This window comes from Arthrobacter sp. M71 S08 (assembly GCF_059089725.1).
The window spans coordinates 216,636-230,975 of the sequence record NZ_JBNHEY010000002.1; the positions used below are offsets into that span (position 1 = coordinate 216,636).

Consider the following 14,340-nt stretch of genomic DNA (forward strand, 5'->3'; position numbering starts at 1 on the left):
CCGGTGGGCATCGTTGTTTCCTGAACAGGTTTGGAAGATAGTTCAGGGAAGACCCTCATGGTCTTTCGATGCTCCAGGCAGGAAGAATAGACCCATGAATGCACTCCTGAACATCATCTGGCTTCTCTTCGGCGGAATCTGGCTGGCAGTCGGCTATTTCCTGGCAGGCTTTGTGTGCTGCCTGCTCATCGTCACCATCCCCTTCGGAATAGCATCGTTCCGGATCGGTGCCTATGCGCTGTGGCCGTTTGGGCGGTCAGTGGTGGACCGCGGCGGGCGCACCTATTTCTTCTCCACCTTGGGCAACGTCGTCTGGGTTGTGGTGGCAGGCGTCTGGATTGCCATTGGCCACGTGCTGACCTCAATTCCGATGTTCCTCAGCATCATCGGAATCCCGCTGGGTATCGCGAATATCAAGCTCATCCCGGTGTCACTCATGCCGTTGGGCAAGGAGATCGTTCCGACGTCGGGCACCCGGCTGCCGCAGCAGCTGCGGTAACGCTACCGACCGGCCCCACGGAGGAATTCCTCCATCAGCGGGCCACCGGAAATGGACCCGCGTTCGCCTTCCCCGACAAAGATGGCGACGGCGAGATCGCCTTGCAGGGCCACCACCCAGGCATGGGTTCGCGGCGGGTCTTCTGTGCCGAATTCAGCGGTGCCGGTCTTGGCGAGAACGGGTTCACCCGGGATGTCCGCCAGCAGTTGCGCACCTCCCACAGTGACGACGGCGCCCATCATCTCCTTCAGCGCTGCCGACTCGTCGGCGGTCAGGTTGCTGGGTGCCGGCGTTTCTTCCGGCGTGGCCGTAACCTCCGGCGATGCTTCTGCAGAAGCTGACGACGACGCCTCCTCCTGAGCCGCCAGGAGCGTCGGAGCCACCCGTTCGCCCGCTCCGACGGACGCCGCCATGATGGCCAGCGACAGGGGCGAGACCAGGATCTCGCCCTGCCCGATCATCGACGCGGCATGGGTGGTTCCGTCCGCCTCCGCGGGGACAGAGCCGAAAAACGCCGGAGTGCCGATGGGAACGTCGATCCCGATCCCGAGGTCCTCAGCAGCCGACGCGAGTGCCTCCTGGGAAACTACATCGCGCTGCGAGATGAATCCCGTGTTGCAGGACTGTGCGAGCGCCTGCAGGAGGGGAATATCACCAGTGAACTCCGCCGGGTAACCGGGTACGTTCCTGAACGCGCGGCCCTCGACGTCCAGCTCCTCCGGGCAGCTTGTGGTGGTTTCCGGAGTGAAGCCGTTCCTTAGCAGTGCGAGCGACGTGGCCACCTTGAAGGTGGATCCGGGCGGGAACTGACCGAGCAGTGCCGTCTGCAATCCCTCGCTTCCCGGTCCGTTGGCGACCGTCAGAATCTCCCCGGTGGACGGGCGGATGGCAACGATGGAGGAGGCCGAGGGTTCTTCCGCCAGTACGTTCTCAGCGAGTGTCTGCAGCGCCGTATCGAGAGTGATCTCCAGCGGTTCCCCGGGCACAGGCTCCTTCTCGAACAGCACCTCGCTGCTGCGTGCTTCACCTTCTCCGGTCACGGCCTCGATGAGCGATCCGGGGGATCCCCCCAACTTCTGGTCATGCTGCAGTTGGAGGCCGGACAGTCCGGCAACGTCGCCGGCCTTGAGCCGACCTTCTGACTTTTCCACCAGTTCGGCGGTTACGGCCCCGACGGAGCCCAGAAGTTCACGGGCGAAGGTGCGGGTGGGGGCAAGGGGGATGGTGTCCGGGATCCCGGCGGCGCCGGGGATGGCATTCAGCTCTTCGGCGGAGACGGGGCGGTCCTCAGTGTCACGGAAGACTATCGCCTCGACGAACGCCTGCTCGCCGGCGCCGACCACCTGTTCGGTATAGGCGGCGGAGTCGATGCCCACCAGTTCAGCCAGCGCAGCCGCGGGAGATTCCAGCTCGGACGGGTCAAGAAGGGTCTTGTCGATTCCTACCCGGATGACCGGCCGGTCAGTGACCAGCACCTCGCCGCCCGCGCCGAGGATCTCCCCGCGTTCGGCCGGAGTCCTGGAGACCACAAGCGAGGCTTCCTCGCCCAGGCCGTCGACCGCGACGGAGGGATCCCAACCCACCTGCCAGACGTCGTCGACAAGGGCCAGTTCCGCCGTAGTGGTGTAGGTCCAGTCCTCGTCGCTCGCGTCGAGGTCCCATACGTGGTTGAGCTGGGCCGTAGCCGTGTCCTCGCCGGTGGATTCGACTGATGCGACGGTCACTGTGGGCGAGACCGGGTCAAGGGCAGCGGTGATCTCTTCCAGTTGGGCTGTGGCCTCTTCGGGAGAGACTGAATCGAGAGTAACGCCGGTCAGGTCCGTGTTCGTCAGGCCTTCGGCGAGCGATGTTGCTGCATCTTCGGCGGTAGGGCCGTCCTGCGTGCAGGCGGTCAGCGCCAGCACCATGGCGGCGATGGTCAGGACGGAGGTGATTTCGGCTTTCCCCATGCGCTCCATTATCGCGCACGGGGTTGCCGCTCCTGCCTAAGACAGCGGCTTTCCGCGCTCTGTCGGGTAGGGCACCACAGGAATACCATCGAGAGCATGACCCTTACGCGAACTGAACTGGCGGCCGGCTTCACCGTGAGCGCACAAGGTTTCGGCGGCATGGCGCTGACCGAGGTCTACGGAGGACTCGACCAGCAGCGGGCACTGAAGACTCTCCATCACGCCGTTGATGCAGGGGTGACGTTCATCGACACGGCAGACATCTACGGCGCAGGAAGTAATGAGGAGCTCGTGGGCAAGCTGCTCGCCGAACGACGGGATGAGGTGGAACTTGCCACCAAGTTCGGCATCGAGGGAAGCCCGGCTGCGGGTTACACCGGCATACGCGGTGATTCGGCCTATGTCCGGAGCGCGGCTGATGCGAGCCTGCGGCGGTTGGGAACGGACGTCATCGACCTTTACTACATGCACCGACGCGACACCTCGGTGCCGATCGAGGAGACCATTGGGGCGATGGCTGACCTCGTTGCGGCGGGGAAGGTGCGCCACCTGGGGCTGTCCGAGGTCACTGCGGACGAGCTCGCCGCCGCCCACGCAGTGCACCCGATCGCTGCCGTGCAGAGTGAATGGTCGATCTGGAGCCGGGACGTCGAACGCCAGGTTGTGCCGCGAGCCGCCGAATTGGGTGTCGGGTTCGTGCCCTATTCGCCGCTCGGGCGGGGCTTCCTCACCGGCACGGTTCAGTCCCAGTCCCTGTCAGAGAATGATTTTCGGCATCGCGTCCCGAGATTCGGCGCCGATGCGATCCAGGCCAATGCCGCCGTGGAGGAGGCCGTCCAGTCGGTGGCGGTCAGCACCGGCGCTACGCCGGCGCAGGTCGCGCTTGCCTGGCTTACGGCGCAGGGTCGCAGGTTCAGGCTCCCGGTGGTACCGATCCCGGGCACGCGCAAGCCTGAGCGCATTGACGAGAACATCGGTGCTCTTTCGATCATCCTCTCTGAGGCGGATTGCGACGTGCTGGACGCCGCAGCCGACCTCGTCGTGGGGGAGCGCAGCGCCGACCCCAACTGGGTCTCCAAGGGCAGGGAGGTCTGAGCGGGACTGGAGCATAAAGGCGGGTTCGCCTGAAGTGAAAACGGGCTCCCGGCGCTGCGCACGAAAGTTGAGCGTAGTACACTCAACTTAGTCGTCGTGGTATTGCAGGGAGGCCAGCATGGACACAAAGTTCACCACCAAAAGTCAGGAAGCTCTGAACGCTTCCGCTATGAATGCCTCCACCGCGGGCAACCCGCAGGTGGAGCCGGCGCATCTGCTGAAGGCGCTGATGGACCAGCGCGAAGGCGTGGCTGTCGCACTGCTCTCGGGGGCTGGTATCAGCGCGGACAGCGTCAGCGTCAAGGCGAGCACCGCGATCAAGGCCATGCCGTCGTCGTCGGGCTCGTCTGTGGCGCAGGCACAGTTCTCACGGCCCATGCTGCAGGTCATCACGGCCGCGCAGCAGGAGGCGGAGTCACTCGGTGACTCGTATGTATCCACCGAGCACCTGCTGCTCGGACTTGCCGCTGACTCCGGCGCCGCCGGGAAGATCCTGCGTGAAGAAGGCGCGTCGCGGGAGGCCCTTCTCGCTGCGCTTCCCGGGGTGCGGGGTGACCGGCGCGTGACCAGTCCCGATCCGGAGAACACCTTCCAGGCGCTTGAGAAGTTCGGCGTGGACCTGACGGAGATCGCCCGCTCGGGCAAGCTGGACCCGGTGATCGGCCGCGATACCGAAATCCGTCGCGTGGTGCAGGTGCTCTCGCGCCGTACCAAGAACAATCCTGTGCTGATCGGTGAACCGGGCGTCGGCAAGACCGCCGTCGTGGAGGGCCTGGCCCAGCGCATGGTTGCCGGTGACGTACCGGAGTCGCTGCGGGGGAAGTCGCTCATCAGCCTGGATCTTGGTTCGATGATCGCCGGTGCCAAGTACCGTGGCGAGTTCGAGGAGCGGCTCAAGGCGGTACTCGAAGAGATCAAGGCTTCCAACGGCCAGATCGTCACCTTCATTGATGAGCTGCACACCGTCGTCGGAGCCGGCGCGTCCGAGGGGTCCATGGATGCCGGCAATATGCTCAAGCCCATGCTTGCCCGCGGTGAGTTGCGGCTGATCGGCGCAACCACGCTCGATGAGTACCGCGAGAACATCGAGAAGGACGCCGCGCTGGAACGCCGCTTCCAGCAGGTCTATGTCGGTGAGCCGAGTGTCGAGGACACCATCGGAATCCTGCGTGGGCTCAAGGAGCGTTACGAAGCGCATCACAAGGTCTCGATTGCCGACTCGGCGCTGGTTGCGGCCGCCACGCTGTCCAACCGGTACATCACGGGCCGGCAGTTGCCGGACAAGGCGATCGACCTCGTGGATGAAGCGGCGTCCCGCCTGCGCATGGAGATCGACTCCGCCCCGGAGGAGATCGACCAGCTGCGCCGTGTCGTCGACCGCCTCACCATGGAGGAGCTGGCGCTCGAAGGCGAATCCGACGAGGCCTCGGTGGAGCGTCTTGCGGCTCTCCGCGCGGACATGGCGGACCGCAAGGAGCAGCTTGCCGCGCTGAACGCCCGCTGGGAGGCTGAGAAAGCCGGGCTGAACCGCATCGGTGACCTGAAGGCGAGACTCGATGAGCTGCGTTCGCAACAGGAGCGCACCCAGCGCGAGGGCGACTTTGAGACTGCTTCGCGCATTCTCTACGGTGAGATCCCTCAGGTGCAGCGGGAGCTGGAAGCTGCGCAGGCTGAGGAGGAGCGGTCCGCAGACTCGCCGGACCTGATGGTTGCGGAGGAAGTCACTGCGTCGGACATTGCTGAGGTCATCTCGGCGTGGACGGGGATTCCGGCCGGCCGCATGCTGCAGGGCGAAAGCCAAAAGCTGCTGCATATGGAAGAGAACCTCGGGAAGCGCCTGATCGGGCAGAAGAAAGCGGTCGCGTCCGTCTCCGACGCTGTGCGCCGTGCCCGCGCTGGAATCTCCGACCCCGATCGTCCCACCGGATCGTTCTTGTTCCTTGGTCCCACCGGTGTCGGCAAAACCGAGCTCGCCAAGGCACTCGCGGACTTCCTGTTCGATGACGAGCGCGCCATGATCCGGATCGATATGTCCGAGTACTCCGAGAAGCACTCGGTCGCGCGGCTGGTGGGGGCGCCTCCGGGTTATGTCGGTTATGACGAAGGCGGCCAGCTGACCGAGGCGGTCCGGCGCCGGCCCTACAGCGTTGTGCTGCTTGACGAGGTGGAGAAGGCACATCCGGAAGTCTTCGACATCCTCCTGCAGGTGCTCGACGACGGCCGGCTCACCGACGGACAGGGACGCACAGTGGACTTCCGCAACGTGATCCTGGTGATGACCTCGAATATGGGCTCGCAGTTCCTGGTGGACCCGACACTCGACGAGTCGGCCCGCAGGGATGCCGTCATGTCCGTGGTGAACGTGAGCTTCAAGCCGGAGTTCCTCAACCGGCTCGACGACATCATCATGTTCGACGCACTGAGCCTCGAGGAGCTTTCGCGAATCGTGGACCTTCAGGTGCAGTCTCTCGCCGGTCGCCTTCAGGATCGCCGACTCACACTCGACGTCACCGATGCAGCGAGGGAGTGGCTGGCGCTCACGGGCTTCGACCCCGCCTACGGTGCCCGGCCGCTTCGCCGCTTGGTGCAGCGCGAGATCGGCGACCGCCTGGCCCGCGGATTGCTGGCCGGGGAGATCAACGACGGCGACAAGGTCCGTGTGGATCGCCCAGCGGAAGGCGCAGAAGGACTGACGGTTACCGGCGTCACAGGGTAACGCCGGTTCTACAGCCCCTCTGCCCGGCGTGAGCCGGGTTACCCGGCGAGGAGGGTGTCCGTAATGACGTTGCCTTCATCGGAAACGACGAAGCAGTCAACGCGGCGGTCGCCCTCCGCCCAGGTCCCCGAGGTTGGGGTGACCTGGGTGAGCGTGAGCTCGGAGTAGTCAGCGGCCGCGTTCTCGTCGATCAGCACCGAATTGCACAGGTCGTCGCCGCTGGCAGTCAGCGCGGCTTCCCCGGGGAAATCGGCATCCTCGGGGAAGCTGGTGGTCGCCAGCAGCTGGGCGTTGTGCGGCGTGGTGCAGGTGACAGTCGTGACATCTGCACTGACATCGGCCGAATCGAATCCGAGAATGCAGGCACCGGCGCCCAGGTCCAGCGGCGAGATGTTCTCGGCAATGATCCCGTCCGCGCCCGGGGTGGTGTTCGGTGAGGACCCTGCCGCCGAATCGCCTGATCCAAAAGCGTTGACAATGCTTATGATCGCGAAGATCAGGAGGGCTAGCACCAGCAGGCCTACCATGCCGAGGAGAATCAGCATCTTTCGTTTCGATCCGCTTGAGGATCTTCCCACCGCACGCGCGCGACTCCGGGTGGGAGCAGGGGAATCAGGGCTCGCCGGCGGCAGGCCGTAGGGTCCGCCGACAGGCGGCACGGGACTTCCCGGAGCTTGCGGGTGAGGACGAGGGAGAGGCTGCGCCCAGGCTGCGTCAGGAGATTTTTCCTCCGGAGCTGTGGCCTCCAGTGCTGTGTCTTCCGGTGCTGTGCCCTCCGGCGCGGCTGAGGTGTCGGCTGCGGGGGAGGCTCGGGGGCTGTAGGTCGCCTGCTCTGCGGCCTTCTCTTGCCCGACATTCCCCGGAGCATCGGCAGGCGGCGCGGGGATGCCGACAGGCAGAGAGTTGGTGGTGCCTTCACCGGCGCCGTCAGGAGCCCCGGAAGCAGGCGCCTCAGAACCGGCGTCCACTTCCCCGTCGGCGTCCGCTTCCTCGTCAGCCGAAGCGTCAGCCGTGTCTTTCTTTAGTCCCGGTGCGTCCATCGACGCGGAGTCGGACAAGTCAGCCGCATCACCGGCAGTGCTTTCGGAAGCCGCATCACCGGCAGTACCTCCCGCGGGTGCAGTGCCCGAGGGTGCGGCAACCTCAGCCGGGTCATCGGCCGGGCGGGGGCCGGCGACGAGCGTGCCGACATTCTCGGCTTCCTGGGCGACCGATTTGGCTTCCGCGGCTGCTTCCTCCAGCGAAGCGGCCGCGGCCGCGTCGTCGCTGATCTCCGCTCCTTCAAGGGACGGTTCGCTCAGGCGGACCTCTTCCGCTGTTGTGTTGAGGGTCGGCTCAACGGCATCAGCGGAGACGTCCGGGTCGGAGAGGCGGACGTCGTCAGCGCTGAGGAGTTCCGGTTCCGGTATGGCGGCTTCCTCCGGTGCGGAATCGCCATCCTCCGGCTTGTCCGGCTGATCGCTCATAGTGAACTGCCCCTTCGTGTGCCAGCCGCGGTGACGGACTGATTCTGGTCCAATTACCCCACGACTCTAGCCAACTATGGGGCTATTCCGCATGGACGGTGGATAACCGCGCAACTATTGCCGGATACAACCGGGTCGGCCAGCACGTCGGACCTGTGAAACCATGTAACCTATACGTACGACACATTGACCGGATACTCCGGGGCCTCGTTGCGCCTTTCTTCTCAAGGCCCGGCGACCACCTCCGGATCGACGCACAAAAGGGGGTCACGCCATGGGGCGCGGCCGTCAGAAGGCGAAAGCCACCAAGCAGGCACGGGACATGAAGTACTTCAGCCCGGCCACAGACTATTCGGCGCTGCAGCGTGAGCTCACAGGCCCCGGTAGTCGCGCCTCCCGCCGTGATGACCCGGTTGAACCGGATTATTCGGCGTATGAGGACAAGTACGCGGACGAGTTCGATGATGAAGAGGACGACGGCAGCTCCCGCCGCATCGGCTAAAAGCCCCTTCTTCTTGAGCTGAACGCTCGCCTAATACGTTGAGAACCAGCGGCCAGGACAGGATTCTGTCAGGCCGCTGGTTCTTGTTGTGCCCCGGGAATCACTCCCGGGCGTCGTCGAGGGACGGTCAGGCGTACGCGCCGACCAGCCGCACTGCGCCGCCGTCGACGCCCTTGGCTCCCTGTACGTAGTCAGGCCCGTCGGTGCTTTCGCCGGAGGCACTGGCCACCTGGCCCATAACCCATGCGGGTACACCGCGCTCATTGAGGCGCGCCACGGCGTCGTCGGCGCCCGCGGCAGAGACTACGGCGACCATCCCAACCCCGAGGTTCAATGTCCGCTCCAGGTCCGGCAGGGGTACGCTGCCGAGTTCTGAGACCAGGCTGAAGACCGGCGGAAGTGACCAGGTCGAGCGGTCCACGGTTGCCTCAAGTCCGCGGGGAAGTACCCGCGCGAGGTTGGCAGCGAGGCCGCCGCCGGTCACGTGGCTGAAGCCGTGCACAGCGCCGTCGGAATCGAGGGGGAAGTGGCGGGCGAGGTCGAGGCAGTCGGCCGCGTAGACGCGAGTGGGCTCGAGGAGTTCCTCACCGAGGGTGCGCCCGAGCTCGGACACCTGACGGTCCAGTGCCCAGCCGGCCTGGTTGATCACCCGGCGGACCAGTGAGTAGCCGTTCGAGTGCAGGCCGGAGGAGGCCATGCCGATGATGACGTCGCCTTCACGCACCCGGTCCGGGCCGAGAAGGGCGTCCGCTTCCACCACACCGGTGGCGGCGCCCGCGACGTCGTACTCGTGTTCACCCAGGAGTCCGGGGTGCTCTGCGGTCTCGCCGCCCACCAGGGCCGTGCCGGCAACGGAGCAGGCCGAGGCGATGCCGCGCACAATCGCGGCGATGCGCTCGGGGACCACCTTGCCGCAGGCGATGTAGTCAGTCATGTACAGCGGTTCGGCACCGACCACGACGATGTCGTCCACGACCATGCCCACGAGGTCGAAACCGATCGTGTCGTGGATGTCCATGGCCTGCGCGATCGCGACCTTGGTCCCCACCCCGTCAGTGGAGGTCGCGAGCAGCGGCTTGCGGTAGGTCAGGAGCTTCGAAACGTCATAGAGACCAGCGAAACCGCCGACGCCGCCCACCACGTTGGCCGAGTGGGTGGCCTTGATGGCGTCCTTCATGAGCTCCACCGCCCGATCGCCGGCTTCGACGTCTACTCCGGCGCTTGCATAGGTGATGGGGTCAGAAGAGGTCATACCCGCTCTTTCTTGTCAGCTTCGGTCAAAAGGGTTTCAAGTTCGTTGCCGGGCCCGGGGTCACATCCGGTGGCGCCCGGCTTCTCCGCGGGATCGACCCTCTCAAGGAGGTTCTTTCCGCGGCGGTCTTCCTCGGGCAGTTCGATGGGGTATTCGCCGGTGAAGCATGCGGTGCACAGGCGCTCGCGCGGTTGCTTCGTTGCCTCGATCATGCCGTCTTCAGAAATGTAGGAGAGGCTGTCCGCACCGATGGACTTGCTGATCTCGTCGACGGCGGCACCGTTGGCGATCAGCTCGGCGCGCGATGCGAAGTCGATGCCGTAGAAGCACGGCCAGCGAACCGGCGGGGAGGAGATCTTTACGTGTACTTCGGCGGCGCCGGCCTCGCGGAGCATGCGAACTACGGCGCGCTGTGTGTTGCCTCGGACAATGGAGTCATCGACGACGACAATCCGCTTCCCGCGGATCACCGATTCCAGCGCGTTGAGCTTCAGCCGGATGCCCAGCTGCCGGAGCGTCTGGCTGGGCTGGATGAAGGTGCGTCCCACGTAGGCGTTCTTCACGAACCCGTGCGCGAAGGGGATACCGGATTCCTCCGCGAAACCAACTGCTGCCGGTGTGCCGGACTCGGGAACGGGGATGACGACGTCGGCCTCCGCCTGATTCTCCCGGGCGAGCTGGCGCCCCATTTCCACGCGGGAGTCGTACACCGAGCGGCCGGCGATGGCGGCGTCGGGGCGCGCGAGGTAGACATATTCGAAGACGCAACCGGCCGCCGTCGTCGATGCGAAGCGGCGCGAGCGGACGCCGCCCTCGTCGATGGCAATGAACTCACCCGGTTCGATTTCCCGGATGAAGCTGGCGCCGACGGTAGCGAGCGCCGCCTGCTCCGATGCGACAACCCAGCCGCGCTCAAGCCGGCCGAGCACCAGCGGGCGTACGCCGTAGGCATCGCGGGCGGCGTACAGCGTGCCCTCGTCCATGAACACGAAGCAGAACGCGCCCTCGATCGTGGGCAGCAGTTCCATGGCGGTGTCCTCGAGGGAGCGGCCGTCGTCGCCGGCGAGCAGGGTGGTGACCAGCGCGGTGTCGGAGGTGTTGCCCTGCGCCATTTCACCGGAGCGAGGCTTGCCGTGGCGCTTGAGGACCATCTGGTACAAATCTGCCGAGTTGGTGAGGTTGCCGTTGTGGGCAAGAGCTACGGTTCCGACGGCGGTTGCGCCGAGCGTGGGCTGCGCGTTGGCCCAGTTGGAGGAGCCGGTGGTGGAGTAGCGGCAGTGGCCGACGGCGATGTGGCCGGTGAGGGTGTTCAGCGTTGCCTCGTCGAATACCTGAGAGACCAGACCCATGTCCTTATAGACGTTGATGCGGGTGCCGTCGCTGGTGGCTATGCCCGCTGACTCCTGCCCGCGGTGCTGGAGGGCGTAGAGCCCGTAATACGTAAGTTTGGCGACTTCCTCGCCGGGAGCCCATACGCCAAAGACGCCGCAGGCATCCTGGGGGCCTTTTTCGCCGGGGAGTAGATCGTGGGAAAGCTGTCCGTCACCGCGCACCATTGCTCTATTCTCTCACGGCGTAATGGTGCTCCATCTCGTGTCTCCGTCACATAGCGGAGCGGTGAGTCACACGTCGTCGTCGTTGGTTCGCTCCGCCGTCGCGTGCTTCATGCGGCGGACGCTGATCCGGTCGAGAAGCAGGGCCACAAGTCCGCCGGCAAGGAGCCCGGGGACCGCGAACACCACGGTGAAGAAGCCAAGCACAGACTCGCGGGTCAGCGTGGGATCAGCAGGACCGGTGTAGGCCACGATGAGCGCCGCGATGAACCCGAGCAACGCTCCCAGTCCCATGAACGGAGCGAATTTTGGGGCCCGCCGGATGGTGACCTGACGGCGCTGCGGAGGCTGCTGCGAACTCATGCTTAAAGGCTACCGGGATCAGCTCGCGCGCTTGACCAGCTGGTAACCGGCCTCGTCGAAGACGAGTGTGTAGTCCTCATCCGGGTAGGTTTCCTCGGCGTACTGCTCCGCGCTGGCAGGGCGCGTAGGCCCCCAGCTCCAGTCGTCGGCGTCGACTACGAGGTAGTCCGGCGCCGGGTTCTCGTTGCCGATCCAGTACACCTCGGTATCCGGGACGAGGTACGGCATGAGCACCACGCCGGTCTCTACAGTCGATCCGGCCGGGATTTGGTCCATCATCCGGTGTGCCGCGTCCCAGCGTGGTGACTGCTCGTAGGTTGCAGGCTTGCCAAGCGCGCCGAGCGGCTGGCCGGGGAGGAGCGTGAGCGCCACCACAGTGACAACCGGTACGACGGCGGCACTATACGACCGCAGCCAGCGTCGCCTGCTGCGGCGGGCGGCGAGGATCGCGTGGACGAGTGCGGCAAACAGAACGGGCATGAGCACCGCGTTGTAGTGCCAGTCCGGGCCCCAGTAGGACGGATTCTCGGCCGCGAAGCGCCACACCAGCGTGGGCAGCATCACGAGGGCCAACGGCGAGCGCAGAAACAGGAACCCGCCGGCAATGAGGAGCAGCCACAGCGTTTCGTATTTCTCCACGGCTGCGAGCATGGCGAAGATGGTGCTGACAGGGTCGGCCAGAAGCGCCGCGACGTCGATGCGGTCGGAGTAGTCGTACGTTCCGCCGCTGTTCAATGCCGGGAGTATGACGCCCACGGACAGGACAACCCAGGCAAGCCCCCAGAGCGCCAACCACAGGCCCGCCTGGAACCGGTCACCAAAACGCCAGGCGAGCACGAGCCCGAAGGCGAACACGGTCAGTCCCATATCCTCCTTCACGAACACCAGCAGGGCACCGGCGACGACGGCGGTGCGGAGCCGGCCCTCGATGTATGCCTCCAGCGCCAGCGCCAACAGGGGTAACGCCAGTGCTATCTCGTGGAACTGCACGGCGACGGCGCCCTGGATCCCCCAGGACAGGCCGTAGGCCGTTCCGAGGAAAAGACCCGGAACGCGTCCGACATGCCGTACGGCCAGTCGCGTGAGGATAAGGACCGACCAACCCACCAGCAGGTTCTGAAGGATGAGCAGGGTCAGCCCCGACGGGAAGACCGCGTACGCAGGACCCAGAATGATGAGCAGCGGATGGAAATGGTCACCGAGGAGGTTGAAATCGTGCCCTTTGATCGGCACGATCGGCGCTTCGAATCCGGCATACGCCTTCGCGAGCTGGGTAAAGATGCCCAAATCCCAGGACGGGGTGTCGAGTCTGTTCCACTGGGCAATGGAAAATACCGTGTACAGGGCGGTGACCACTCCGGCAACCGCCCACGCCTCGATCGGTTGACGCCGGATAGCGGCGAGTACGCGGCGTACTTCCCGGACCAGGAAGTTCGGTTGGGTAGAGCGCTCGCGCTCGAGGATCATGGCGGACCTGAAGCGGGGGAGGGCGCTGTGCGCGGGAAGAGGGGCAACAGCGCGGACAGGTCGGCCCGCTGGCCCGAGGCCAGGACCGCGCCGGATGCAACCGCCTGCGCCCAGCCGAGTTCGCCGGTGATCAGCTTGAGCCAGGTATCAGCATCCGTTTCGATGACGTTGGGCGGAGTCCCGCGGGTATGGCGCGGGCCTTCAACGCATTGCGTGACGCCGAGTGGGGGAACCCGCACCTCCACGCTGTTGCCGGGTGCGCGGGCGGTGAGCTCCTCCAGGGAGTAGCGCACTGCCGTCGTCCGTTCAGTGCGGTCGCTGCTGCCGGCGGCCACCGCGCGGACCGCAGCGTCACCGGCTGCCGCAGGGATACGCCGTCGTGCCATGGTCAGTCCAGCAGGGCCATGACGGGAGAGGCGAGGCGCAGCTTGCCCACGGGTTCGCCGCCGCCGAGCACGGGCTGGACAACCTTCTCGAGCACGGGAGCAACCGATTCGGCGTCGAGTGCGCCGGAGGCGGCAAGGAGGGTCAGCCCCACGAGGGTGGTGGCCCGGATATTGCCATCCAGGACCTTGAGGGCCATGGAGACGCCGGTGGGTGCGGCCATCACGAGGACACCCTCGGCGCCGTTCTTCGCGAGAATCCCAAGGTCCTCCATGACCACGGAGTTTTCGCGGCCGTGTCCGTGGACGGCCCACGGGTAGTCGAGCATGGCTGTTGCAATTGTGGCCGCGCGGGCGTCTGCGTTCTTGTCCGAGGGGGCCTTGGCGATCTTGCCGATACCGCGCGCCAGCCCGGTGAGGGACACGGCACCGAGCGGTGCGCCACACCCGTCAACCGCCCAGTGCTGAATCTGCTCTTCCGTGTATTCCTCGATGACGCCGGCGATCCGCTGCTGCAGTTGATGATCCCGGTCGAGGTAGGTCTTGTGATCCCACGAGTTCTCGCTACAGGCCCACAGGAACGCGGCGTGCTTGCCTGAGCAGTTGAACGCCAGGCGCTGGCGCCCCTTGTCGGTGCGGATCAGCCAGTGGCGGGCTTCCTCGTCCTGGGGCCAGTCGGCCGGGCACTGCAGATCATCCTCGGTGACACCAGCTGCGCTGAGCATGGACTTCACGACATCCATGTGCTCGTGGCTGCCAACATGGCTGGCCGCTGCCAGGGCCACCTGCGGTCCACGCAGTGGAACACCCGCCTGCATGGCCGCCAGGGCCTGGAACGGCTTCAGGGTGGAGCGCGGAAAGATCGGCGTGTTCACGTCGCCCAGTTCCGTGACGATGGAGCCGTCCGCCGCGAGGACGACGGCGGAGCCGATGTGGCGGGACTCGATGAAGCCGTTGCGCTCCAGGACCGCGAGATCAACCGCGCTGGAGGAGGTGAAGGTGGAGGGCATACTTCCAGTATTGCGCATCATGCGTTGCTCATCCGCGGGACGTGTCTCGTGCCCACCGGTGGAGGGTCATCCGGTGGGCACAAGT

12 protein-coding genes are annotated in these 14,340 nt (G+C 65.5%); 4 read left to right on the forward strand and 8 right to left on the reverse strand.

Going from position 1 to position 14,340, the window contains the following annotated elements:
* Nucleotides 1-94: 94 nt before the first annotated feature.
* Nucleotides 95-499 carry a YccF domain-containing protein gene (locus AC5RTB_RS04900; protein ID WP_494059964.1) on the forward strand — a complete coding sequence of 135 codons (405 nt, stop codon included), beginning with the start codon at nucleotides 95-97 and terminating at the stop codon, nucleotides 497-499.
* Nucleotides 500-501: 2 nt separating this feature from the next.
* Here AC5RTB_RS04900 and AC5RTB_RS04905 read toward each other — a convergent pair whose 3' ends face one another.
* Nucleotides 502-2,448: a penicillin-binding transpeptidase domain-containing protein gene (locus AC5RTB_RS04905; protein WP_494059965.1), complete on the reverse strand. Its 1,947-nt coding sequence runs from the start codon at nucleotides 2,446-2,448 to the stop codon at nucleotides 502-504.
* Between the two features lie 96 nt (nucleotides 2,449-2,544).
* Here AC5RTB_RS04905 and AC5RTB_RS04910 point away from each other — a divergent pair, with 96 nt between their 5' ends.
* A complete protein-coding gene (locus tag AC5RTB_RS04910) occupies nucleotides 2,545-3,543 on the forward strand; it encodes an aldo/keto reductase (protein ID WP_494059966.1) in 999 nt (332 codons plus the stop codon).
* A gap of 118 nt (nucleotides 3,544-3,661) precedes the next feature.
* Nucleotides 3,662-6,259, forward strand: a complete 2,598-nt coding sequence (clpB, locus tag AC5RTB_RS04915; protein ID WP_494059967.1) for an ATP-dependent chaperone ClpB — start codon at nucleotides 3,662-3,664, stop codon at nucleotides 6,257-6,259.
* A 38-nt stretch (nucleotides 6,260-6,297) separates the two neighbouring features.
* On the opposite strand, the gene AC5RTB_RS04920 is transcribed toward clpB, so the two are convergent.
* Nucleotides 6,298-7,725, reverse strand: a complete 1,428-nt coding sequence (locus AC5RTB_RS04920) for a septum formation family protein (protein WP_494059968.1) — start codon at nucleotides 7,723-7,725, stop codon at nucleotides 6,298-6,300.
* A gap of 274 nt (nucleotides 7,726-7,999) precedes the next feature.
* Between AC5RTB_RS04920 and AC5RTB_RS04925 the strand changes: the two genes are divergently transcribed.
* Nucleotides 8,000-8,227 carry a DUF3073 domain-containing protein gene (locus AC5RTB_RS04925; protein ID WP_494059969.1) on the forward strand — a complete coding sequence of 76 codons (228 nt, stop codon included), beginning with the start codon at nucleotides 8,000-8,002 and terminating at the stop codon, nucleotides 8,225-8,227.
* Between the two features lie 127 nt (nucleotides 8,228-8,354).
* Here the strand turns inward: AC5RTB_RS04925 and purM are convergent, their stop codons facing one another.
* The 6 genes from purM to AC5RTB_RS04955 form a co-directional block, all read right to left on the reverse strand.
* Nucleotides 8,355-9,479 (reverse strand): phosphoribosylformylglycinamidine cyclo-ligase, encoded by a 1,125-nt coding sequence (gene purM / locus AC5RTB_RS04930; protein WP_494059970.1) that lies wholly within the window; start codon nucleotides 9,477-9,479, stop codon nucleotides 8,355-8,357.
* The gene (gene purF / locus AC5RTB_RS04935; RefSeq protein WP_494059971.1) at nucleotides 9,476-11,035 is read right to left on the reverse strand and encodes an amidophosphoribosyltransferase; all 1,560 of its coding nucleotides are present in this window, start codon (nucleotides 11,033-11,035) and stop codon (nucleotides 9,476-9,478) included. Before purF ends, purM begins: the two co-directional genes overlap by 4 nt.
* A 66-nt stretch (nucleotides 11,036-11,101) precedes the next feature.
* Nucleotides 11,102-11,395, reverse strand: a complete 294-nt coding sequence (locus AC5RTB_RS04940) for a hypothetical protein (RefSeq protein ID WP_494059972.1) — start codon at nucleotides 11,393-11,395, stop codon at nucleotides 11,102-11,104.
* Nucleotides 11,396-11,413: 18 nt separating this feature from the next.
* The gene (locus AC5RTB_RS04945; protein ID WP_494059973.1) at nucleotides 11,414-12,862 is read right to left on the reverse strand and encodes a DUF2079 domain-containing protein; all 1,449 of its coding nucleotides are present in this window, start codon (nucleotides 12,860-12,862) and stop codon (nucleotides 11,414-11,416) included.
* Nucleotides 12,859-13,254, reverse strand: coding sequence for a sterol carrier family protein (locus AC5RTB_RS04950; RefSeq protein ID WP_494060403.1), 396 nt, complete (start codon nucleotides 13,252-13,254; stop codon nucleotides 12,859-12,861). The genes AC5RTB_RS04945 and AC5RTB_RS04950 overlap by 4 nt, the downstream gene beginning before the upstream one ends.
* A complete protein-coding gene (locus tag AC5RTB_RS04955) occupies nucleotides 13,251-14,276 on the reverse strand; it encodes an asparaginase (RefSeq protein WP_494059974.1) in 1,026 nt (341 codons plus the stop codon). The genes AC5RTB_RS04950 and AC5RTB_RS04955 overlap by 4 nt, the downstream gene beginning before the upstream one ends.
* Nucleotides 14,277-14,340 lie beyond the last annotated feature (64 nt).